The sequence below is a fragment of the Thermogemmatispora onikobensis genome (assembly GCF_001748285.1).
GTDB classification, from domain to species: Bacteria; Chloroflexota; Ktedonobacteria; order Ktedonobacterales; family Ktedonobacteraceae; genus Thermogemmatispora; species Thermogemmatispora onikobensis.
In genome coordinates, this window is record NZ_BDGT01000021.1 from 1 (window position 1) to 21,907 (window position 21,907).

Here is a 21,907-nt window from a genome sequence, read left to right on the forward strand (position 1 = left end):
ATTTACTACTTGCCTGGTGGGCCAGGCGAGGCGCTGGCGGCCTCAGGCACTGCCTCACTCCGCCCCTGGCAGGCTGCTGAGGCCCGGGCCTCGCGGGCAATGCTCAGGAGATCGGTGCGGATGTTGGTGAAGTGTTCACGTAGGGCTGCCATTTCGACCTGGTCGCCGCGGATACGCAGCCAGATGCGCCGCTGGGGGAAGTAGAAGGTGATACACAGGCTAAGCACCAGGACGACGGCGATCGGCCAGATGAGCGGGGCCCCGGCGTCGCGCGTGACTAGCAAGACGGTGGCATCGCTGGCGGCATCCAGCCTGATGGTCCACTGGCCATCGACGCTTTTGCCGCTCTGGCCAGGTGAGAGGCGCAGCAGGGCTTTGTCTTCATTGTTGCTGGTGCCCGGCGTGCCAATGGCGATGAGCAGCACAGGATGGGCAATCTGGGAGAGATGCTGTCCTTCGGCATGGATGAAGAAGACACCCATCGTGTAGTTGGTGCCACCGATGGGGATGCCGCGTGCATAGTCGACGACACCATTGCCCGAGGGCAGGGTGTTGCTGCTGTCGAGAATGACGGCATCGTGATAGAGGACGTTGCCCTGGGCGTCGGCGATGGTGATGACCGCCGAGGCGACCAGTGAGGATTGATGGAAGGTGATGCCATTGTAGGTCAGCGGGTCGTTGACGCGCAGGTGGTCGCTATGGGCCACTAGCTCACCGTCGCGGTAGACGCTCAGGTCGGTGACGTAATCGACGGGCTGGCCAGTCTGCGGATCAAAGCGCGCGGTGAAGTGGTTGACGCGAAAGCTGATGTTGTGAGGCGTGCCGCGCGGGTAGACGACGGCGCTCTCACCGGTCGGGAGAGCCTGGTCGAAGCTAAAGCCGGCCAGGGCGTCGCTGAGGCTGATGATAGGAGCCGGCAGGATGCGCCGCGCCGGGCTGTTGAGCGGAAAGCCGTGCCATTGGCTGATCATGCCCGCCAGTAAGAGGGCCACGAGCGAGGCGTGGAAGACAAAGGTGGAAAGGGTGGCCCAGGTGTTCTTGTTGGCGTAGAGATAGGTGACTTCGCTGTTGCTTACGGTGTCGCTCTCGCTGCGGACGCGATAGCCACGACGCCGCAGGGCCTCTCTGGTCCAGGTAATGGCATCAGGATGGCTGAAACTGGCTCGCTCCAGGGCATTCTGATAAAAACGGTCGCTGCGCCGGATGAGCGGATGGGCAAAGTTTTGCCAGATGGCCGGCGCCCGATTGAGGGTGCAGACGACGATGCTGAGCGCCAGTATGCCCAGCAGGAGCATAAAGTACCAGCTTGAGAAGATGGTGAAGAAATGCAGCCAGTCGTAAATGGGCGTTAGCGAGCCGTACTGCGGCAGGGCGTTCTGCTGCAGCCAGGCCTGATAGGCCGTCGGGTCGTTGAGTACTTCGCCCGGCGCCTGCGGGAAGTAGATGCCCAGGATACAGACAATGATGATGGAGACAATCAAAAAAATAGCTGTGCGCACCGAGCTGAGCCAGCCCCAGAGGGCATCAAGCGGGTGCCGTATCGCGTAGGCCAGACGCTTCTTGAGACGCTGGCCAGGGCTGAGCCGGGGCGCGACAGGCCGTTTCTTGCTTGCCACGGGCCGCGATCGCCGCGCCGCGGAGCCGCGCCGCGGTTGCTTGAGCAGTGTCGCCATGAGAATCTATGGTCTTTCCTTCCTGCCTGCTGGCTGAAATGGAACGGTTCTTGCCTGGTCAGTTGCTTAGTTGCTTGCTTGTTTGTTGGTCGAGTGCCACCGGTTGCGTCTCGGGTTCTTGTAGTATGATAGAGCAAGGGTGGCATTCTGACAAGCGTCCGCCTTCCGCAGGGCGCTCGCCCTCAGCCGCGAAGAGAGAGGAAGAGGTCCTCTGGACAGCCATCTATGGTGTCCCCTGGCCTTTGTCTCCGTAAGCAGAGGCGCCAAAGGGCCTGGCACAGACACAGGCAGTCTATCCTCTTTGTTGTTGAGGAAGAGCTGCCTGACATCGGGAGCCACTGCACCCGCCTTGGGCCTCTGTCTGGTTGCTTGAGCCACTATCATTTCTACCACGTCGAAGAGAGAGGAGTTGTGTTTATGGCTGATGAACGTCTTCGGAAGCTGGCCCAGGTCCTCGTCCATCACTCGCTAGAGCTGAAGCCTGGCGACCGACTGCTGATTCAGGCCCCTACTACAGCCTTTCCCCTGACACAGGAGGTTTTCCGTGAGGCGATCCGCACTGGCGCTCATGTGATCGCAGTGGAGACGCTGCAGCCGGCATTAGCTGAGCTGCTGCTACGCGAGGGCAGCGATGAGCAGCTCACCTATGTTTCGGAGTTGGAACGCTCGCGCGTTGAGCAATACACGGCCCGCCTCTATGTTTGGGGGGAAGAGAATACGCGCGCCCTGGCCGCGGTGGACCCGCAGCGCCTGGCTCTCTATCAGCGGGCGCGCCAGGCATTGGTGAGCCGGAGACTAGAGCGTGAGGCCAGTGGCGAGGCCCGCTGGTGCGGTACGCTGTTTCCGACACACGCTTATGCCCAGGATGCCGGGATGTCTTTGAGCGCTTATGAGGAGTTTGTCTTTACGGCAGGAATGCTGGATGCGCCTGATCCGATCGCGGCCTGGCGCCGCGTTTATGAGGAGCAGCAGCGCATCGCGGCTTTTCTGGAGCAGCACGATGAGCTGCATATTGTGGCCCCCGGAACCGATCTACGGCTGCGCGTGGGAGGTCGCCGCTGGATTAATTGCGCCGGCAAGCAGAATTTCCCGGATGGCGAGGTCTTTACCGGCCCTATCGAGGATTCGCTCTCAGGCACTATTTGTTTTAGCTATCCGGCTTTCTATGAGGGCCATGTGGTCGATGGGGTGTGTCTGACGTTCGAAGAGGGCCGCGTGGTGAAGGCAACGGCCCGCTCTGACCAGGCTTTTCTGGAGGCAATGCTGGATGTTGACCCCGGAGCCCGCACAGTCGGCGAGGTGGCTTTCGGCTTGAATTACAATATTCAGCGCTTTACCCGCCATACGCTCTTTGATGAGAAGATCGGGGGAACGATGCATATGGCCCTCGGGGCTTCGCTGCCGGAGAGCGGTGGGCGCAACCGGTCGACGATCCACTGGGATATGGTGAACGACCTGCGCGAGGGCCGCGTCTATGCCGATGGCCAGCTTTGCTATGAGCATGGGCGCTTTTTGATCTGAGTAAGAGAGCCGGGTCTGTGGCCCTCTCGAGGCGAGCCAGGGAGAGAGCGCGCCGCCCTCCCTCACCGATAGAGTTGCTGCTCGTTTGCTCTCTGGCTGGGCCTGGCTCGCCTGTGGAGATATGAGCTGGGGGTCTGGCTTTCGCCTGCTCTCTTCCTCCCTCCCTCTCTCGCTTATCCTGCTTTGCGTCCGTGCCAGAGGGTCCAGCACTCCTGAGCGATAATCTCGCCTCCGCTCTGCTCGTGCTGGGCCAGGTGTTCTTCAAGAAAGGCGATGTAGGCGAGCAATTCGTTGACCTCCTCTTCGCTCATTTCGTAGAGGGGGGCATTCAGCACGTAGCTCATCAGTTCTTCGGCCAGGGCGCCGCTGTTGGGATAGGCGCCGCGCGTTTCCCAGAGCGTGCGCTGCTGAACGTCGCGAAAGCCCACGTCTTGCATGATCTGGCGTACTTCTTCGCGCTTGAAACGCGCCAGGACGCGCTGGTCGACGAGACGCGGATAGCGGGCAAAGAGGTAGCCCCAGATATGGGTTTTGCTGCCTGGCTCCAGAAGATCTTCGGGGGTCTGGTCCTGGATGAGCAGGCAGCCACCAGGTTTGAGCAGGCGATAGGCTTCGATGAAGCAGGGGCGCAGCTCTGTCGGACGCAGGTCGCGCAGCAGGGCGCGCATGAAGGCGATGTCGTAGCGCTCGGCCAGGAGGCCGGTGGCCAGGGCGTTGCCGCGCAGGAATTCGATGTTGCGCTGGCTTGCGCAGCGCTGGCGCGCCCGCTCTAGTTGCTCTTCAGCGCTGTCGAGGCCGATGACATAGGCAGCCCCCAGCTCGGCCAGAGCCTGGGAGTAGAGTCCATCGCCGCAGCCAAGATCGAGGACAAGCTTGCCGCTGGGCGGGATGAGGGTGGTGACCGCCTCCAACCAGGCGGGATCAGGGCGGTCGCTGGTCTGTAGCAGCCCTTTTTTTTCTGAGTAGACTCGGGTCGCCATTGTTCCCGCTCCTTCCTGTGTGACGCACACCAGATCGGCGCGCACCGCTCGACGCTCAGGTGAGGTGCCGGGGGGCGCTCAGCCCGCCTTTGATGTAGGCTTTGACTCCCTCCGGTCCGCGAATACGCAGCCAGAGCGGCCCGCGCTGCGGTGCAAACTGTAATTCAAAGGTGAGCAGGGGAGCACACTCGCGCTCGCTGCTGATGAGCGCAAGAATGGCCGCGAGCTGTTCTTGCGTGTCGTTGAAGCGAAAGGCGTAGCCGTCCTTGAGTTCTTTGACCTCCTCGGCCTCACGGAAGAGGTCGAGGTTGCTTTCGCGGCGCCGCATGATCCGTCCCTGCTCTCCGCTGCTATCTTCGCTGGACATCGCTGATTCTCGCACGCTCGTCTTGGAGCTGACTGTGACTCAGGTTCCGTTGCTGCTACTGTTGAGCTAATCTACATCTATCTCTATGATATGTATCAGTGTATCACTGGCAGAAGCAATTTGCCTACCCTGGGGGGACCAGGCGAGGCAGCGAATCCAACGCTGGTGTCCGCTGTAGCTGAGCAGGGTTGTGCCAGTGCTGGCTTGCCAGAGCAGGAGCGAGCAGTCGTCGCCCGCGGAGGCCAGGAGCTGGCCATCCGGCGACCAGGCCAGGGCTTTCAGGGGACGGCTATGACCACGATAGGTGGTGATGAGCTGTGGCTGAGGAGCCTGCGGTCGCCAGACCAGGACCCGCCTGTCGGCTCCGCCCGAGGCGATCAGCCGACCATCTGGCGACCAGGCGGCACAGTAGACAGGCCGACCATGCTCGCTGAAGCGCAGGCCACGCTCAGCCTGGGGCGCAGCAGCGGGGTCGCTGTTGTTGACAGTCCAGATGTCTACGTAGCCGTCAAAGCTGGCGCTGAGCAGCTGCTCCGCACTGGGTGACCAGCCGACGGCGAAGAGCCGGTACTGCTGCTGGTCGGTGAAGAGGCAGCGCCCGCTACGGCTTTCCCAGAGCTGGAAGCTGCTGTCTCCATAGTCACCGCCTGAGATGAGATAGTCGCCATTGGGGGACCAGGCCAGGGAGCGCACGAAGCGCCGATGGCCATGATAGATGAGCCGGCAGCGCTGAGGCGAGGCGACTTCCCACAGATGGACAGCTCCCGCGGTGTCGCCCGAGGCGAGTAGACGGCCATCGGGAGACCAGGCCAGGGAGAGAATGCACTGCTCGTGACCTGTGTAGACGGCGAGGGGTTCAAGAGCACCCTCAGCGGAAGACTGCCAGAGGCGTACGGTCCTGTCGCGTCCGCCCGAGGCAAGAAGCTGGCCATCTGGCGACCAGGCCAGGGCAAAGATCGCATCGCTGTGACCGGGGCAGTATCTGGCTCTTTTTGTGCGCATGTCTGACCGACCTCTCTCTCCTGTTTCCTGGTGAGGCAGAGCTGCGGTCTCTTCCATCCTGCCGGGACGTACAGACTCTCCGAGGGCGAGCGCCTGGAAGGGTTGGGAGGAAGGGAGGGCTGCCCATCACGACGGCAGCGCCTTTTCTTGGCCCGGTCGTTAGTGATGGGCGGCGGTTGGATTTCCGGCCAGGAGGTGCCTGCCGCCCAGGAGAGCAGGCACCTCCTGGCCGGGGCTAGTGTTCACTAGGGCCGCCGGTCAGGAGGTTGATCGCATGCGGCAGCACAGGCAGGATCGTCTCCAGGCATTCTTTGACGGCCTTGGGGCTGCCCGGCAGGTTCACAATGAGTGTCTGCCCGCGCGTACCGGCGATCCCGCGCGAGAGCATGCCGAAAGGCGTCTGGTGCAGGCTGGCGGCACGCATGGCCTCGGCCAGGCCCGGGGCCTCACGCTCGATGACAGCCTTTGTTGCCTCGGGCGTGACATCGCGAGGAGCCAGGCCGGTGCCGCCGGTCGTCAAGATCAGGTTCAGCCGTTGCTCGTCGCACCAGGAGCGCAGCACGGCCTCGATCTGGTCCCGCTCATCGGGGACAATAGCGGCGGCGCTCACCACAGCCTCGGGTAGCCGGGCCACGAGAGAACGAATGGTTTCGCCACTCGTATCCTGGCGTGTCCCACGGGCGGCGCCGTCACTGATGGTCAGCACGCCAACCGTAATCATCGTACCTCTTCACCCCCTGGGGGCTAAGGCGCGCATAATAGCGCCGATCTGCCGACGTGGCCCATAGAGCCAAACTGTGTAGGTTTCTCCCTGCTCTTCTTCTTCAACAATGCACTGCATCTCACGCGCCAGACGCCGGGCGATGTCGAACATCTGACCGCGCTGAGCGATGCTGCGACTTTGTGTACGCAGGGCGATCTTGCCGAGCCGCTCATCCTGGCTCAGGCCGGCATTGATAAGGAGGGCCAGCTGATCCAGGCCAAAGACGACCTGCAAAGGGGGGATCTCCTCGCCCGCGCCCCGCACAGCGGCAGCAGCCGCAAGAGAAGCAGCCATCTCTCCCTCGCCTGGTGTCTCAGACGCCTCGACCTCGTCTGCGTTCTGCCTGGTCTCCGCTTCCGGTCCTGCCAGCGAGGCCGGGGCCTCTTCCAGCTCCTCCCGCTGCCGCTGAGCCACGCGCTCATAGACGTCGCGCAATCTGGCCTCGATCAGCTCGCGCCCTTCTGGGGGCACGTTGTCGCGAGGATGGACATAGGCCAGTAGACGGTTGGGCGGATCGGAGTAGATAAACGGTCGCCGCGCTAAAGCCCGTCGCCCACACGAGGGGCAGGTGACTACGTTGAGGCGACCCGCCAGGACGGCATAGCGCAGCTGGGGGTCACGCGCGACGTTGACATATTCATAGACCTGGCATTCAAAGCCATGTCCACAGCGACAGATCAGCTTGTAGCTGGCTGTCCGCGATGCTAATTGCGACATAGATGATAGCGCTTCGAAAATGACATCCTCTCCAGCGAAATGAACCACACGAGCACGAAACATCTCTATCATATCACATCGACATCGACATCGAGGCCAGCCCAGGGGGCCAGGGCAAACACGTAAGAGACTCGTCACCACACCAGCTCTCGCTGCTCCTCTGACGAATGGCAAACGGTCGCTCGCGAGCGCCCACTCAGCCCGGCGTCACCTCAGCGCCGGCGGCTTTTGCTGAGGGCCTTGGAGGAGAAGGTGAAGCTCAAGCCCTGGCTCTCGATGAATTGCTGGAAGTGGGCATAGAACTCGCTGCGATCCTGGAGGGTGATGACGGCGACGGCATCGGCAGTTTCGATGGCATAGGGATAGCCCTGACCTCCGGCGATGATTTCGGCTCGCACGACATCAATGATGGGATCAAGCAGGCCCTCGTCGACGATCCAGCGCGGGAACTCAAGGCGGGCTGGCGGGCGCTGACTAACGGCCTGTAGATAGCAAAAGGCGATGCGCTCGCGGTAGGGACCGTAGTGGTCAAGGACGTCGCCGCGGGCACAGATCATGGCAGGGGTGCGATCGCCCCAACGCAGGCGCCCCTGCCAGAGCAAGGCGTCGTGAATGCGCTTGGTCTCGCGCAGCAAGGGCTGAGGCTGCATGGCGTCGAGGCGCAAGAGCATGGTGATGATATCGCGCGCATAACTGGTGTCGATGTAGCCAATCAGAGGCACGCGAAAACGCTCCGAAGCCTGCAGCAGGGAAACGGCCCCGGCGATGTAGCGCTCGCGGTAGGGGCTGGGCATTGTCAGGGCAAAGGAGACGACCAGGGAGCCATCGAAGAAGACTACGGGACTGTGGACCGGTTCGTCGGGCCGGCGCTGACGGGCCAACTGCTCCATCTGACTGCAGAGGGTCTCGACCTCGAGCTGGAAGCGGCGCAGCGAGACCTGCAGTTCGGAGTAGGGGTAGCCGCTGGGATCAACGTTTTCGCTGGCGGCCTCCTCCAGGATTTCATCGGGTGTCAGCACTTCGAGGCGCACGTCTTTGACGTAAGGGCGCCCGCGCTGGTGGGGGTTGACAAAGAGGCCAACCTGGACCAGGGCCACGGGGATCGAGGCATCGCGCCAGGGCTGAAGCTGGCTGCCATCAACGGCCAGGGTCGTAATCCCTTCGATGCACTCCGCCCACTGCCGCGCCTGTTCGTGATTGGCGAAGCGCCCGGCAAAGCGAAAGACGGGGCCGTGATAGTCCTCCTGAGTAGCCGTGACGAGCCAGCGATCGAACTCGATCGTCGGGCGCGCTCCCGCCGGCGGCAGACCCTCCCCGCCAGGCGGGAGGTGCTGCTCTAGATGGGCGCTTGAGCGGTAGCGCCGATAGAGGGTCTCGAGAGCATGGCGATAGGCCCCCAGCTGATCGCTGTACGTTCCACTGTAGAGCGTGAACTGGTCCCGTTTGCTGGCCAGGGCGGCTAGTAGCTTCCCTCTATGGAGCATGGGCGTGTTCCTCCTCCCGCTCAAAGGCTGCCTGCCACTCTTCTTCACTGACCACGAGCGTCTCGCCGTTTTCTTTGCGCAGGCGGATCAGGCTGTCCAGTCCCTGCTCAAAGGTATCGTCATGGCTGATGACGATGAGCTGGTCAAAACCGCGGACGCGCCGGATCTGCTCGGCGAGATTGGTGCGACGAGTGCTGTCCATGTTCTGCGTTGGTTCATCGAAGAAGGCGATGGTCAGATTGGAGAGCTTTTTGAGGAGTGCCAGGCGTACGGCCAGGGCGGCGCTCATCTGCTCGCCACCGCTGAGCTGGGCAAAGGTGCGCGTGGCGCTGCGGCTGCGGACGACAATCTCATAGTCGTCCTGCCAGCTCAGTTGCGCACTGCGATCGCCCATGATCTCCCCAAAGATACGATTGGCTTCGGCGGAGATCTCGGCCAGACGGGCCCGCAGAATCTGCGGAGCGGCCTCTTTGAGCAGCTGGCGGAAGAGATCGGTCATGCCGCTCAGATCTTCAAGAGTCCGATATTCTTGCTGCGCGGCCTCCAGGGCGACAAGCAGGGCTTCAGCCTGGCGAATGCGCGCCTCCAGTTCCGCGATGCGACTGCGCGTATGCTGGAGAGCAGTGGTGTAGCCCTTGAGGTCGGCCCGCAGCTTTTTGATTTCTTCGTCGGTCCGTTGGAAGGCGGCTTCATCAAAAGCGATCTGGGCCTGGCGATAGCTGCGCTCGGCCTGCTGCAGTTCCTGTTCTGCGCCCTGATAGTCGACGGTGGCTCGCTCGTAGGCTTGCTGACGCTGCGGCAACTGACGCGCTCCTTGCTCGTGAGCCAGATAGGTCTGGTAGCCGGCCTGAGCCTGCTGACGCCGGCTCTCTTGCTCAGCCAGGCGCCCATCCAGGTCCTGATAGGCCCCCAGATGCTCAGCCAGCTCCTGTAGCTCTCGCTCCAGCCCGGCCTCTTGCTGGAGCAGCTCGCTGAGTTGCTCGCGCAGGCCAGGCTCTCGCTCGATAGTAGTCAAAAGGCCGCGAATCTGGCCCGCCGGATCATCCAGCTCCCTCAGTTGAAGCTCGACCTCTTTGAGGCGCTCACGGACTCCTTGCAGCTGCTGGACCTGCTGCCGACGCTCTACAAGCTGTTCATCCAGTTGCTTGAGCTGCTCTTCAAGCTGTTCTACCTTCGCCCGGAGGGCCGGCAAGGCCCGCACGCGCTGATCAGCCAGCTCGCAGGCGCGCCGCGCCTGCTCAGCCTGAGCGATCTCTTGAGCAAGGTTCTGCAGCTCATCCAGGTCCTGGCGCAGATCATCGACATCGCGCTGTAAGCGCAACAGTTCACCGGCCAGTTGGCGCAGGCGCTCCGCACATTCGCTCTGCTGGGTCCGATAGTGGCCCAGGCGCTCGTATTCTTGAGCATAGACACTGAGCCTGGCGATCTGCTCCTCCAGCTCCTGCTGTTGCTGGCGCAGGTCGGCCAGTTGGGCCTCGTCACTGGCAATGAGCTGCTCGAAATAGGATTCAAGGCTGGCCAGGCCCTTCTGGCGAATATTGAGGCATGGCTCATGAAGCAGAGGACAGAGGCCACCGCGCGAACGGCTGTACGACTCACGATAGCCATCGATGTTGCCCTCCAGACGATAGCGCCGGGCCGTCAGCTGGGCTTGCTCTTCGCGCAAAGTGGGCAGGGTCTCCACCTCCTGGCGGTGGGCCTCGACCGCGGCGATGGTCTCCTCCAGGTTCCGCAGGCGCTCAGCGGTTCTGGTCCGTTCCTCCTCCTTCTGGTGCAAAATCTCCAGCTTCTCTTGCAGCTGAAGCTGCTTCTGGCTGCGCTCCGAGAGGCGGGCCTGCAGGCGGGTCAGGAGGGCAATGCGCTCAGGAAGCTGGCCAGCCAGCTCCAGCAGTGGCTCAATCTCGCGGACCTGATGCTGCAGTTCCTGCAATCGCTTCAGTTGCTGTTCTTGTTGGCGGCGCAGGCTACGCCCCTCCTCAACCAGCTCATCATAGCGCTGGACTTGCTGGCGTAGCTCTTCGCGTCGGCGTTCCAGCTCGCGCTGACGGTCGGCCAGCGGCGATAGCTCGATCACACGCTGGCGAGCCCGCTCGATCTCCTTGAGAGCGGCCTCTACATGGGCTTTGTTGGCGCTCAGGCCCGCCTGGCGGCGCTGAAGAGCAGCCTGTTGCTGGCGCAGGGTATTCCGCTGGCGCTCGGCCTGGCGCAGCTCTTGCAGGGCGGCCTCTGCCTCCTGATAGGCCAGATAGGCGGCGCGATTGGCCTCGACCTGGGCATGGGCCTGACGAGCCAGGACCAGCTCCCGCTCGCACTGGTGCAGTCGCTGGTGGGCGGCCTCGCGCCTCAATTGGGCCTGCTCGAAGCGGTGGCGCAAGTTCAGCAGCTCGTCGCGCTGGCGCTGCAAGAGAGCATAGTGGTTCTCTAGCTCCTCTAACCGGCGCGTGCCATTGGTGATCAGCTCAGTCTGGTGCTGCTCCTCCTGGCGGGCCTGCTCCCGCTCCTGCCGCCACTGGCCCAGATCGCGCGTCTCAAAGTTGAGGCGTTGAATCTCCTGCTGTTGCTGCTGCATCTGCTCCTTATAGCAATTCTGGACCTCGCGCAAATAATCGGAGGCGAGGCGATAGTCCTCGATCTGCAGCAGCTCATCGAAGGTCTTCTTGCGCTTGGCTGGCGCCTCCAGAAAGATCGCCGTGAAGGTGCCCTGCGGCACGCCGAGGGCGTCCTGAAAGAGCGTCGGCAGGGGGCGCTCGCGCTCAATTCCGAACAGCTCGTGTAGCTTATCGAGCACATCGGTGCGCTGCTCCAGGTGATAGTCGGCTTCGCAATCGTACAGCTGCCAGTAGGCGCTGGCGCCACAGCGGCGCTCGACCACATAGCGTCGCTCGTCGTTGCCCAGCAGGTGGACGCGAATCAGGCCATATTTTTCGCCCTCGCGCACAAACTGACTATGCTTATAGGGCAAGGCATCAAAGAGGGCAAAGCCTATGGCCTCGACCAGCGTGGTCTTACCAGCCCCATTAGCCCCCTGAATAGCCGTCGTCCCACGCCGGAACTCGACGGCCAGGCGACGATAGCTCTTGATATTCTCCAGCTCAAGACGAGTAATCAACATGCCGCACTAGCCTTCTGCTCTGCTCTTCTCTGCTCTTCTCCCAGCAGGGAATGTGCAGCTATCTTCCCGCTTGCTCTCCCCCTGGGGGGCGAGGCGCGCCATTCACCCCACCGCACTGGCGGACAGCGGAGAGAGGCGAAGGCTGCCCAAAGAAGACGCAAAACCCCTGCTCAGGAAAAAGGCTATGATTGTTGTTTCTTCTCTGCGAGGCCGAAAGCGGTAGCTCCCAGGCGCATTATACCATGCCCGCGCCTGAAACACAGCATCACCTTACCGCGTGTCAGAGGAAGGAAGACGAGAGAAGAAGAACAGGACAGTATAGACAGAGGAGTCTTTCATGCGGCACCTTCCATCTCTTTTCAACAAGAGCAGGCGAGCTTGCAGAGGAATAGCGAGTCTCCTGGTCCTGGGAATAAGCCTGGCCCTGGTTCTCAGCGCCTGCCAGGTGAGCCTGACGCCGGTGCAGCAGGGCGGCCAGCTGCCTGTCGGTCAGGTCTTGCAGAAGAGCAGCCAGGCCATGCAGAAGCTGAAGAGCTTCGCCTTTAACCTCACAGCCAACGGCACGCTGCAAGGCACCACTCAGGGGACGGCCACCATCGTCAGCGATGGCACGCCAGCACCAGCAACCGCTACGCCCTCAGCCACGGCCAGCGCCACCCCCACAGTCAGCCTGAGCTTCAATCTCGCTGGCAACGGGCAGCAATCTCTGGCCGATGGCAAGCAGGCCCTGCATCTAACGCTCAACCAGAGCACCAGGCTGGCAGAGATCATCATCGGCCACCAGGTCTACCTACAGAACCCGCGCGGCCAGTGGTACGTCATCGACGCCTCTCGACTGGAGACAGCCGGCGGCAACCTCCTGGCCGGCTGGAAGTTAGACACCAACTCCCTCCTGGCACTGGCGCTGCACAGCAGCATCGCGGACCACGGAGACGAGACCCTCAATGGCCAGAGTCTGCGTCACATCAGCGCCACTCTCGACAGAGAGGGCCTGCGTCAACTGCTCACGAGCAACACCCAGCTCAGCAACCTGCTGGGAAGCCAAAATCTCAATAGCCTGGTCGATCATACGCGCAGCTTCCAGGCCACACTCGATCTCTGGATCGACGAAACGCAGTTCTACTTGCATCGTGTGCAGCTCAAGCTCGCCATGAACGCCGACACCAGCGGCCTGCTGACCCCAGTCGCCGGCGTGGCAACCAGCCTGCTGCCTCCCACCTTGCTGGTGAATCTCAGCAGCACAGCCGACCTCAGCCAGTTCAACCAGCCTGTGACTATCAACGCCCCGACGAACGCTATTCCGACCGACGACCCCCGCACCGTCTTTGAAATGAGCTAAGGGCTAATTGCACCTTCACCGGGTGCAGAAGGCAAAAACGGTCACGTGCAGCTGACAGGCGGCCCATGAAGAGGCCCCGCTCGCAGGCTGCGCGTGGCTTTGCCTTCTTGTTGCCTCTTTCAGTACAGCCCACAGCGTTACGGCTGCAGCAGGGCAAGGCTCGCAGCTCGGGAACCAGATCACCGGCTTGCTGCTTTTGATTGGGAAGATTTGATAAGGAAGAGGGCAGCACGTCTATCTTCTCGCGGAGAACAAGAACACCACACGAAAGGAGCTTGCCATGCTTACCCGCCGGCTATCGATCAGTTCCCTCCTTGCCGCGTTGCTCGGCCTGACGCTGCTGCTCAGTGCCTGCGGAAGCGCCAGCAGCGGCAACACCAAGAGTACGCTCACTGCGCAACAGGTACTGCAGAAAGCGATCACGACCATGCAGCATCTAAAGACAGCGCATCTCGACTTTTCACTGATGAGCAATCTCCAGATGCATAGTCAGGGAACAGCGACACCAACCAGCCAGAGTAGTACCACGCCCAACAACCTGGCCCTATCAATGCAAGGCAGCAGCGATGAGGCTTTTCCAGGTGAGGCTTCAGCCCAGATCAAAGTGAGTCTACCCGGCCTTGGCACGAACCAGCAGCTGAACGAGGTCATCAAAGATGGCAAGGTCTACATACAGAACAAGCAAGGACAGTGGTACGTCCTGGAGCAAAGCAGCCTGACCGGCACGAGCAGCTTCCTGGGAGCAGTCAACAGCGACCAGTACAGTCGGCTGCTCACCCTGGCGCAGAAGGCCCAGCTTACCGACCACGGTGATCAGAGCCTCCACGGCCAGAACCTGCGCCACATCAGCGTCACCTTTGGCAAGGATGCCCTCAAGGACCTGCTCAACTCCTTTGAACAGCTGCCCAGCGGCCTCAGCCAGAGCGACCTGCAGCAGATTGAGCAGGCCACGACCCTGCAACAGGCCGGGTTAGAACTCTGGATCGATGAACAGAACTTCTACGTCCACGAACTGGGGCTTACCATGAAGATGGACCTCGATCTGAACAAGCTGCTGCAGGGCACGCCGACCACCAGCAGCTCTGGCCTCAGCGGAGTTTTCTCGATTCAGACCAATGCCACCGTGGACTACAGCAAGTTCAACCAGCCCGTCAGCATCAACGCGCCGGCCAACGCCACGCCCACTGACAACCCCCTGACCATCTTCCAGCAGTAAGAAGCAAGGCAGGATGGGCAAGCTGCCATCCTCCGTCCGCTGAAGCGCGCAGCGAGGCAAGGCAGCCAAGGCAGCCAAGGCAGCTCGTTCCCTACCCAAAAAGCGAGGACAGACCGGACCCGAGATCGGTCGATCGGTCATGTCCTCGCTCTCCCTTTCTCAGATGGCGTTTCTTTCCGATACGCCAAGGCAGCCGGAGTCAGCCAGGCTAATCACGACCTGGGCGCTCCAGCTCAGTCTGATCGGCATACTGTGGGGCATAGGCCCGCATCCGCTGCTGCTGCTCGCGAATCAGCTCGGCCCGCTGACGCAGCGCGCGGGCGGCCCGCGCGGCATCGAAACTGACCAGACGGCTCAGCTCAGGATCGTTGGCCACCGCCTCGAAGCGCGCCGCGAACGAAGCAATCGTCTCTGGATCAGTAATGCGTCCCTCCCGCACCGCATTGTACGTGCTGACCAGGATCTCCTCTTTCAACGTCCTGGGAGAGGACGGAGCAGCGGCAGCCTTTCCTGACTCAGAGGCCCCGGCAGAGGCCTTCCCCAGGGCGGGGCCGGGGGAAGGATCAGCCGCGCGAGCCGTAGCCGCCAGGCTCTGGCCAGCGCCGGCTCCAGCAGCCGCCGGACTCGCGCCCCTTGCACCGTCAGTCCCGTTGACCGTTCCAGCACTGGCCTGCACTGCCTCCATCGCATCCGTATCGGGTGGCAGCGAACCACGGGGCACCACCGCCACATCATGAATATGGACCCAATGGACCTGGACGCCCCAGATCGCCACCTGATCTTGCATACGCTCCGCCAGCTCGCTGTTGATCACCTCCCAGCTCGTAGCCCCTTCCTCATAAGAGGAGGCTCCGTAGACCGGCGAGCGACGCGCCAGGAAATAGCCCACGCTGAAGGTCGAAGCCACCGCCTGGATTGTTGTCAGCAAGAGCTGCTGGAGGCTGGCCTCCCAATCGTTGACCTCGGTCACCGCCAGATGGGCATCTTCCGGCAACAGCTGATAGCAGACCGTCGCTGAGAGATAGACATCCTCCTCGGGGGTCAGATGGACCACCTGGGGCGGGCAGGTCCACTGCGTGCGCCGCGTATTCAGGCGCTGAGCCACCCGCTCCCAGGGCAGGAGCACATTCGGCCCCGGGAAGAGGGTGCGCCGATACTGCCCAAAGGCGAAAACCAGGTCGACATAGCCCTCGGGGACGGGATGGAGCAGATAGCGCAGCAGGAGGACCCCGCCTATGACCATCAGCACCAAGAGGATCAGACTGACTAAGGGACCGAAGAGCGCAAAGGAGCCAGCCACGAGGAATAACCCCACGCCGCAAGCCAGCGCCAGCGACCATAGCACCACGTTATCGGCGGCATAATACAACATGACGCCGTGCAGAATCGCGATCGCCAGCAGGATCAGAGCCGCCGGCAAGAGGCCAGCATGGGACAGGTACGCCTTCCCATGAAGAGCTGCCGGCACCAGGAGCAGGAAAGTCACAGAGCCAAATAGCAGTGGAAGGAACAGCGGAGAAAACTGCTTGAACGTCAGCCACAGCGTTTCAATGCGTGAGGAAGGATAGCCATCATCGGCCAGTCCTTCGGTATCTGCCTCTGTCTCAGGCAGAGGGGAAACGGATGGTGAGGCATCAGGGGCATGTGGGCCCGGGCGGGCGGCGGAAGCCGCCTGCGGCTCCTGGGCCGGGGCAGTCCAGACCGCGCTGGTCACGAGATCATCAGCCTGGCCCGGGTCCATCCATTGTGAAGACATAGACGCGCCTCCCTCTCTCAGCACCTGAAGAAGTTAATCCGCCCGTTGCTGATTACTAGTTGTATTGCCGCCGGTGCTGCAGCCCGACCTGCAGCCGCCCTGGGAGCCGCAGCGCGGACAAGGGCCAGCGCCCGAGCCCGAGCTACCGCAGCTACAGCTGCCACCAGCGCTGAAAGCCGCAGGCTCCTCCTGACGATGAGGATTGAGTCGGCAGGTCTGGCAACAACCGCCACCTGCGGATGAGGCACGCCCTGAACCTGGGCCAGGGCCTGGCTCTTGCTGCTGGGGGACAGGAACCTGGATCGTCGCCCCGCTCTCCAGCATGACCTCGACCGTTTCCTTGGGCACATTGATCGAAACCACCTTGCCGGGTCCACTGGGCGTCTCCAGGATCGTCCCGATCTGCGGCATACGCTTCTTGGCCTGAATATAGTTCTCATTCTCGTATGACAGGCAACAGAGCAACCGGCCACAGACTCCCGAAATCTTGGCAGGATTGAGGGGCAGCCCCTGCTCCTTAGCCATCTTGATGGAGATGATGCCGAAATCAGTGATCCAGGAGCTGCAGCAGAGCGTCTTGCCGCAGGGACCAACACCGCCCTGAAGCTTGGCCTGATCGCGAGCCCCGATCTGACGCAGCTCGATGCGGGTGCGAAAGGTAGCCGCCAGATCGCGCACCAGGGCCCGAAAGTCGACGCGCTCATCCGAGGTGAAATAGAACGTCAAACGGCTCCCATCAAAAGTATACTCCGCCTCCACCAATTTCATAGGAAGCTTGTGCTGAGCAATACGCTGCGCACAGCGGACCAGCGCCTCCTTCTCCTTACTTTTATAGGAGAGCATCATGCGCAGCTCTTCCTCGGTTGCCAGGCGGAGCACAGGTTTCAGGGGGTCGCTCAGCTCGCTTTCTGCCACCTTTTTTGCGGGGATCACTACGCGGCCCGCCTCCACCCCACGCACTGTCTCGACGATCACATACTGACCTGTGCGATAGGTCTGTCCCTGGGGATCAAAATAATAAATGCGCCCGGCGGGACGGAACCGGATACCAACAACCGTCACAACGTTCTCAGTAGCAGAAACTGTCGGCTGCATCGCTCCCGTCTGCTGCCCTTCTTCTTTTTCCTTCGTCTCGGCTGCTTCTGCTTCTCTCCCTCTCGCTCTCGCCTTGCTGACACGCCTCGCCCGGCGCCCTGGCCCCCGAGGGAGGAGGTGGACGGGACAGACAGCTGGCTCCCCCTAAGCCGACGCGACCTTACGGGACGCCCAACGAGGACAACCCAGAGGGGAGGGGGACGGCGGCAGTGCCGCCCCCGACTAGAGCCTTCTCTGTTCGCTCTGCTCTCATGCTTCTTCTGTCAGCCAGCCAGCTCGCTCGCTCGCTGCCGCCTGGAGAGAGCGCAAAGCCCAGCCCCGGCTGCCGCCGCCAGCGCGAGCGGCACCAGCTGACGCATCGGGCCAGCCAGCCAACCAATAGCCCGACCGACAGGCCAGGCTACTACATCTCGTTGATTTCGTTCGTCAGCAGGATGGCCTCCGCCACCTCGCGCATTGACTTGCGATTGTTCATGCTGGCCTTCTGGATCTTGCGGAAAGCCTCCTGCTCGCTCAGGCCATAGCGCTGCATCAGCAGCCCCTTCGCCCGCTCCACCACCTTGCGCGTCTCCAGCTGCTCGCTCAGCTCCTTTGCCTTCCCCTCCATCGCACGGAACTCGTTGTAGCGAGCAAGTGCCACCTCGATGGCCGGGGTCACCTCGCTCTCGCGCAGTGGCTTCACAATATAATTCACGACACCAGCCTGCTTCGCACGCTCGACCAGCGGTTGATCGCCAAAGGCGGTCAGCAGCAGCACCGGCGCGATGCGTTCCTGCGTCAGAATCTCGGCGGCAGCAATGCCGTCCATATCGGGCATGCGAATATCCATGATCACCAGGTCTGGGCGCAATTCGCGAGCCAGGTTCACAGCGCTCTGCCCGTCACCAGCCTCACCAATGACCAGGTAGCCCTGCTTGGTGAGGACATCCTTCAGGTCCATGCGTTGAATGGGTTCATCATCGGCAATGATCACACGTGTTGGCATGCTCGTATCCTGTCCGTATGACTTCAAACAAACCAGACTTGCAACTTCACAAACGACATATTCGACCTGGCCGCTAGCACAGACGCAACGACCGTCCCCCGGTCTTCGCTCTGTACTCTCTGGCTTGTATCAAGAGTATACCACAGGTGTTTGATGAGAGTCGAGATAGAGTTTTCTGCCAGTTCTTTGCACTCACGGTCTTGCCGAGAGCCGTTCCCCCTCGCCCGCTCGTTGGCCTGGATCTGTCTCTTCTTCAGCATCTGCTCACCCACTGCCCCTGTCTGTCAGGCACTGGCTCGGGCCCACCAAAAAAGGGCGCCTCATCGCACCCTCTGCTTCTCCTGCCGCAGGCCGCCCTGCAAGACGGCACCGCTCCTTTCGCCCTCCTTACTTACGCCGGCGACGTCGCCAGTGGAGGTGGTGGCAGGCCACCTGTCAGGCAACCTGTGACAGTCTATCGGCGTCCTGCATGATCTGGACCATCAGACGGGCCTCGTGGACAATGGTGCGCAGCTCAGCCGGTGTGATGGACTGGCGACCGTCACAAAGGGCACTGTTCGGATCGGGATGGACCTCCAGGATCAGGCCCTCGGCCCCAGCAGCGATGCCCGCCCGGGCCATAGTGGGAACCAGTTCGCGCCGCCCGGTGGCATGACTGGGATCGACGATCACCGGCAGGTGAGTCAGCTCATGCAGCAACGGTACACAGGCAAGGTCGAGCAGGTTGCGGGTCTGCGGGTCAAAGCTACGTACACCACGCTCGCAAAGGATGACGTTGGGGTTGCCAGCAGCTACAATGTATTCCGCGGCAAGCAGCCATTCGTCGATGGTGGCGGAGAGGCCCCGCTTGAGCATCACCGGTTTGCCCCGTCCTCGTCGGCCCACAGCCTGCAACAAGGGGAAATTCTGCATGTTGCGCGCCCCGATCTGCAGGATGTCGGCATAGTCCGCCACGATCTCCACCATCTCCGGCTCCATGACCTCAGTAATCACTGGCAGACCTGTCTCCTGACGCGCCTCGGCCAGCAGCCGCAGGCCCTCAATGCCCAGTCCCTGGAACTGGTAGGGCGAGGTGCGCGGTTTGAAGGCCCCACCGCGTAGGACCGTCGCCCCCGCTTCTTTGACAGCCCGCGCAGTCTCTAGCAGCTGCTCGCGGCTCTCGATGGCGCAGGGTCCGGCCATGATGACAGGTCTGGCCCGCTCCCCACCAATGATGACGGGATCACAGTGACGGGCATCTCCTACGACGATGCGGCTGGGACTGGGTTTGAAGTGTCGGCTGACGAGCTGGTAGGGAGTAGTGGGGGTAAGGATCTGGGCGACAGCGGGTTGGCAACGGATCGTTTCCAGGGCCTGGGTGTCGAGGACGGCGTGGTCGATGGCAATGACCTCGCTCTCTCCAATACAGGTGGTGGCCATAGGCCGCCGTTGACCAGCAACCTGCTCTACAAGCGCCAATAAGGCGGCGCGTTCTTCCTGGGTGGCCTGTGCTTCAATGACGATGATCATACGGCTGTCAGTTCCTTTCTCCTGAACTCCTGACTGCATGCTCCTAGACAGACAGGGCAAGATTCCAGGGAAATAAAAAAGCAGAGGTTTTTCGCCTCTGCTTACTCCAGCATGCTGGGGATCTGCACGGATTAGGTGGTTCTGCTCAGCTCAACCTGAAGCGGCCCACCAGCATGCTGGAGGGCTAAAGTAAAAGTAGTAATAAAAAGCGCAGGCAACCACAGCGCGCTGGCTCTGCCAGAAGCGCGCCTCTGCAGACTGCTGAAGGTGCAGTTGTGGTTGCCAGGGCTTGCTGAGCATCAGATCGTCTATCCTGCTTCTTGTTACTTTGCTGCCACGCTGCGCGTCTCTCGACACGCCCACGTGCCGTGCAGAGCTACTCTTCGTGGCGCACTCTCTCGCCACTTCCTGAGAATCAGGCTGAGGGCGGATCGCCGCCGCCGCTCGCATAGTCTTCTGTAGGAGAAGTATAGGCACAATTAGCCCTGCTGTCAAGGCCAGTGCCCAAAGGTCCAACCAGGCCAGCGCTCAACGGCCTCTCTCTACGACAGGTCGAAGACTAGCGCTTGCGCGCTCGTCGCCGCAGGTAGCGTCGCAGATCACGATAGTCCTCGTAGAGGTGATCATGCTCGCCCTTGCCAGCCTCCTTCTTCCCAGCGCTGGCCTTGCTACGGCTGCTGCTCCCCTGAGACGCGCCCCTTCGGCGCTCCTCGGCTGTCCGGCCAAAGGAGGGGAACAGATCGAAGCGGTTCAAAACAAGCAGTAGACCAACAAGCAAGACCAGATAAATTACAAGTGCATGAGTAATGACTACTGGGAAGTTTCCGATTGAGAACTGGAACAGTACTTCGTTGAGATGTAAGACCGGCGAGAGATAAGCCAGCGGTATCTGCAGCAAGGTGGCAGCAAAGACGTAGATGAACAGGCCCAGAAAGTGACGCGATTTCAGGAGGGGACGGCTTGCCTGATCAGCCGAACCCCCTGCTGCCTGCCCGCTGCTTCTGGCCGTCGTCGACGAAGCCTGAGTCTTTGTCATATTCCGAACGACCTTCTGCTGCTGCCCCTTAGTTGCTGCCTCGCCAGCCTTCTTGCTGGCACGTTCTGCGCTGCCAGAGTCGCCTTCGGAGCTCGCTCCCCGGTACAGACGCAAAGCTCGCCAGAGGCGCATTTTACCTGCATCAGCTGGCGATCGCTGGGGCTGCTCCGCCTGTCCTTGCCCGTCAGCGGTTTGCGTGACTGAGGCGAAAAAGCCGGGCTGGCGACGGGCGCTGGCCGCTTTAGCCGCGCTGCCTGCTCTGGCCGAGGCAGAAGAAGCCTGCTCCTCCGCCCGGGCAGAGACCTGTTGTGTCCCTCCTTCGGCTCGTTGGTCAGATCGTTGCTCAGCGGCAGTACTGGAGCTACTGGAGACCACCAGCAGCGGACGCTGCCGCCGCGGATTAGCCGGGCGCTGGTCGGCATCACGGGTCATGAGGGACCTCCCGCAAGGTGTTTCCGCAAGGTTGCATTTGCCTCATCGCTCTGGGGAATCTGCTCGCTGCGCTGCCCACTCGGCTCGCTCTCGTTGGCTGCCCGCGGGGTAGCAGGCTGCTCTTGGAGCGCGTAGTCGGCAGCATTGGCCGCTCCCGCCAGCTCCTGCAGGGCATTGGTCGAGCTGGGTGCGCTAGCAGGATAGGCCAGGGAAGGCTGCAGGAATGCTTGAGCCGGGGGAGGGGACCCGGCTGGCTGGAATGGAGGCTGCGGCTGCGGCGTGAACGCAGGAGCCAGGGCTTCCAGGGCCGCCAGACCGGCACGTGCAATTTCGTCATCGCGCCCTGGCGCATTGCCTCCGCTGATCCCTATGCCCCCTATGGTGGCCCCGCCAAGGCGAATCGGCCAGCCACCCGCTGCCATGATAAAGCGCCCCTGGGTCATCTCCGCCAGGCTGGAGGCAAAACCCGGAATGGCCGACCCCCACTGCGCTACAGCATCCGTCGGCTGGTTGAACATCACTGCCGTGGTGGCCTTGGCAATGCTGATGTTGGCCGTGGCCCAGCCATACGGAGCCATCATGCGCTCAAACAAAACGAGATGCCCACCAGCATCGACTATGGCGATGCTGACAGGACTGCGTAATTCTCTGGCGCGCTGCTTGCATGCTTCTGCGATTCGGCGCGCAATCTCAACTGACATGCTCACGCGGTTTGCTCCTCCTTGACACCAGCAGGCCGGCTCTCTTCGCTCGCCAGCAGCCCCCGCTTCCAGTATATCCTCTGGTGCCTATTCTGCTGCTTCAGCCGGGACCATCCCCAGTGTCCATTGCATTGCGTTCATTGTATCGCACTCGTTTAGACGGCGCAATAGATAGAAATTTACGGCTCCTTTGCCGCGCCACATACTTTCTCCGGCGTC

The 21,907-nt window shown here is 61.8% G+C and carries 17 protein-coding genes; 3 read left to right on the top strand and 14 right to left on the bottom strand.

All coding sequences use genetic code 11. From position 1 onward, the window contains the following. Positions 1-5: 5 nt before the first annotated feature. Positions 6-1,673, bottom strand: a complete 1,668-nt coding sequence (locus BGC09_RS10845) for a cytochrome c biogenesis ResB family protein (RefSeq protein WP_069804025.1) — start codon at positions 1,671-1,673, stop codon at positions 6-8. A gap of 417 nt (positions 1,674-2,090) precedes the next feature. Here BGC09_RS10845 and BGC09_RS10850 point away from each other — a divergent pair, with 417 nt between their 5' ends. Beyond that, entirely contained in the window at positions 2,091-3,194 is a 1,104-nt protein-coding gene (locus BGC09_RS10850) for an aminopeptidase (RefSeq protein ID WP_069804026.1), read from the top strand. A 173-nt stretch (positions 3,195-3,367) separates the two neighbouring features. Here BGC09_RS10850 and BGC09_RS10855 read toward each other — a convergent pair whose 3' ends face one another. The 7 genes from BGC09_RS10855 to BGC09_RS10885 all read right to left on the bottom strand — a co-directional run bounded on the left by BGC09_RS10855 (position 3,368) and on the right by BGC09_RS10885 (position 11,619). After that, on the bottom strand, positions 3,368-4,174 hold the full coding sequence (locus BGC09_RS10855; RefSeq protein WP_069804027.1) for a class I SAM-dependent methyltransferase: 807 nt from the start codon (positions 4,172-4,174) through the stop codon (positions 3,368-3,370). A 55-nt stretch (positions 4,175-4,229) separates the two neighbouring features. Beyond that, the gene (locus BGC09_RS10860; RefSeq protein ID WP_141727743.1) at positions 4,230-4,541 is read right to left on the bottom strand and encodes a hypothetical protein; all 312 of its coding nucleotides are present in this window, start codon (positions 4,539-4,541) and stop codon (positions 4,230-4,232) included. A gap of 66 nt (positions 4,542-4,607) precedes the next feature. After that, positions 4,608-5,543, bottom strand: a complete 936-nt coding sequence (locus BGC09_RS10865; RefSeq protein WP_069804029.1) for a WD40 repeat domain-containing protein — start codon at positions 5,541-5,543, stop codon at positions 4,608-4,610. A 235-nt stretch (positions 5,544-5,778) separates the two neighbouring features. Next, positions 5,779-6,264 carry a molybdopterin adenylyltransferase gene (gene mog, locus BGC09_RS10870; protein WP_069804030.1) on the bottom strand — a complete coding sequence of 162 codons (486 nt, stop codon included), beginning with the start codon at positions 6,262-6,264 and terminating at the stop codon, positions 5,779-5,781. 9 nt (positions 6,265-6,273) lie between these two features. Further along, the gene (locus tag BGC09_RS10875) at positions 6,274-7,023 is read right to left on the bottom strand and encodes a CpXC domain-containing protein (protein ID WP_069804031.1); all 750 of its coding nucleotides are present in this window, start codon (positions 7,021-7,023) and stop codon (positions 6,274-6,276) included. A gap of 212 nt (positions 7,024-7,235) precedes the next feature. Then, positions 7,236-8,507: a DNA double-strand break repair nuclease NurA gene (locus tag BGC09_RS10880; RefSeq protein WP_069804032.1), complete on the bottom strand. Its 1,272-nt coding sequence runs from the start codon at positions 8,505-8,507 to the stop codon at positions 7,236-7,238. Then, positions 8,497-11,619, bottom strand: a complete 3,123-nt coding sequence (locus BGC09_RS10885) for an AAA family ATPase (RefSeq protein WP_069804033.1) — start codon at positions 11,617-11,619, stop codon at positions 8,497-8,499. The genes BGC09_RS10880 and BGC09_RS10885 overlap by 11 nt, the downstream gene beginning before the upstream one ends. Before the next feature lie 517 nt (positions 11,620-12,136). Between BGC09_RS10885 and BGC09_RS10890 the strand changes: the two genes are divergently transcribed. Both BGC09_RS10890 and BGC09_RS10895 read left to right on the top strand, forming a co-directional pair. Beyond that, positions 12,137-12,958 carry a LolA-like protein gene (locus tag BGC09_RS10890; protein WP_141727744.1) on the top strand — a complete coding sequence of 274 codons (822 nt, stop codon included), beginning with the start codon at positions 12,137-12,139 and terminating at the stop codon, positions 12,956-12,958. 280 nt (positions 12,959-13,238) lie between these two features. Beyond that, positions 13,239-14,174: a DUF6612 family protein gene (locus BGC09_RS10895; RefSeq protein ID WP_069804035.1), complete on the top strand. Its 936-nt coding sequence runs from the start codon at positions 13,239-13,241 to the stop codon at positions 14,172-14,174. Positions 14,175-14,382: 208 nt separating this feature from the next. On the opposite strand, the gene BGC09_RS10900 is transcribed toward BGC09_RS10895, so the two are convergent. From BGC09_RS10900 to BGC09_RS10930, 6 genes are all read right to left on the bottom strand, one after another. Continuing rightward, positions 14,383-15,930 (bottom strand): SPFH domain-containing protein, encoded by a 1,548-nt coding sequence (locus BGC09_RS10900; protein ID WP_084658414.1) that lies wholly within the window; start codon positions 15,928-15,930, stop codon positions 14,383-14,385. A 33-nt stretch (positions 15,931-15,963) separates the two neighbouring features. Next, entirely contained in the window at positions 15,964-17,025 is a 1,062-nt protein-coding gene (locus tag BGC09_RS10905) for a PSP1 domain-containing protein (protein ID WP_069804037.1), read from the bottom strand. A gap of 403 nt (positions 17,026-17,428) precedes the next feature. Next, positions 17,429-18,010 carry an ANTAR domain-containing response regulator gene (locus BGC09_RS10910; RefSeq protein ID WP_052890694.1) on the bottom strand — a complete coding sequence of 194 codons (582 nt, stop codon included), beginning with the start codon at positions 18,008-18,010 and terminating at the stop codon, positions 17,429-17,431. Positions 18,011-18,445: 435 nt separating this feature from the next. Then, positions 18,446-19,519 (bottom strand): 3-deoxy-7-phosphoheptulonate synthase, encoded by a 1,074-nt coding sequence (aroF, locus tag BGC09_RS10920; RefSeq protein ID WP_069804039.1) that lies wholly within the window; start codon positions 19,517-19,519, stop codon positions 18,446-18,448. Between the two features lie 559 nt (positions 19,520-20,078). Further along, complete coding sequence (locus BGC09_RS10925) at positions 20,079-20,987, bottom strand: hypothetical protein (protein WP_069804040.1); 909 nt, start codon at positions 20,985-20,987, stop codon at positions 20,079-20,081. Then, entirely contained in the window at positions 20,984-21,688 is a 705-nt protein-coding gene (locus BGC09_RS10930) for a GlcG/HbpS family heme-binding protein (protein ID WP_069804041.1), read from the bottom strand. Before BGC09_RS10930 ends, BGC09_RS10925 begins: the two co-directional genes overlap by 4 nt. Positions 21,689-21,907 lie beyond the last annotated feature (219 nt).

Excerpts from the sequence above, each read along its gene's own strand:
- BGC09_RS10905 (WP_069804037.1), bottom strand. The coding sequence starts at position 17,025 with ATGCAGCCGACAGTTTCTGCTACTGAGAACGTTGTGACGGTTGTTGGT.
- BGC09_RS10855 (WP_069804027.1), bottom strand. The coding sequence starts at position 4,174 with ATGGCGACCCGAGTCTACTCAGAAAAAAAAGGGCTGCTACAGACCAGC.
- BGC09_RS10930 (WP_069804041.1), bottom strand. The coding sequence starts at position 21,688 with ATGTCAGTTGAGATTGCGCGCCGAATCGCAGAAGCATGCAAGCAGCGC.
- BGC09_RS10875 (WP_069804031.1), bottom strand. The coding sequence starts at position 7,023 with ATGTCGCAATTAGCATCGCGGACAGCCAGCTACAAGCTGATCTGTCGC.
- BGC09_RS10895 (WP_069804035.1), top strand. The coding sequence starts at position 13,239 with ATGCTTACCCGCCGGCTATCGATCAGTTCCCTCCTTGCCGCGTTGCTC.
- aroF (WP_069804039.1), bottom strand. The coding sequence starts at position 19,519 with ATGATCATCGTCATTGAAGCACAGGCCACCCAGGAAGAACGCGCCGCC.
- mog (WP_069804030.1), bottom strand. The coding sequence starts at position 6,264 with ATGATTACGGTTGGCGTGCTGACCATCAGTGACGGCGCCGCCCGTGGG.
- BGC09_RS10860 (WP_141727743.1), bottom strand. The coding sequence starts at position 4,541 with ATGTCCAGCGAAGATAGCAGCGGAGAGCAGGGACGGATCATGCGGCGC.
- BGC09_RS10890 (WP_141727744.1), top strand. The coding sequence starts at position 12,137 with ATGCAGAAGCTGAAGAGCTTCGCCTTTAACCTCACAGCCAACGGCACG.
- BGC09_RS10845 (WP_069804025.1), bottom strand. The coding sequence starts at position 1,673 with ATGGCGACACTGCTCAAGCAACCGCGGCGCGGCTCCGCGGCGCGGCGA.
- BGC09_RS10910 (WP_052890694.1), bottom strand. The coding sequence starts at position 18,010 with ATGCCAACACGTGTGATCATTGCCGATGATGAACCCATTCAACGCATG.
- BGC09_RS10880 (WP_069804032.1), bottom strand. The coding sequence starts at position 8,507 with ATGCTCCATAGAGGGAAGCTACTAGCCGCCCTGGCCAGCAAACGGGAC.
- BGC09_RS10885 (WP_069804033.1), bottom strand. The coding sequence starts at position 11,619 with ATGTTGATTACTCGTCTTGAGCTGGAGAATATCAAGAGCTATCGTCGC.
- BGC09_RS10850 (WP_069804026.1), top strand. The coding sequence starts at position 2,091 with ATGGCTGATGAACGTCTTCGGAAGCTGGCCCAGGTCCTCGTCCATCAC.
- BGC09_RS10865 (WP_069804029.1), bottom strand. The coding sequence starts at position 5,543 with ATGCGCACAAAAAGAGCCAGATACTGCCCCGGTCACAGCGATGCGATC.
- BGC09_RS10900 (WP_084658414.1), bottom strand. The coding sequence starts at position 15,930 with ATGTCTTCACAATGGATGGACCCGGGCCAGGCTGATGATCTCGTGACC.
- BGC09_RS10925 (WP_069804040.1), bottom strand. The coding sequence starts at position 20,987 with ATGACCCGTGATGCCGACCAGCGCCCGGCTAATCCGCGGCGGCAGCGT.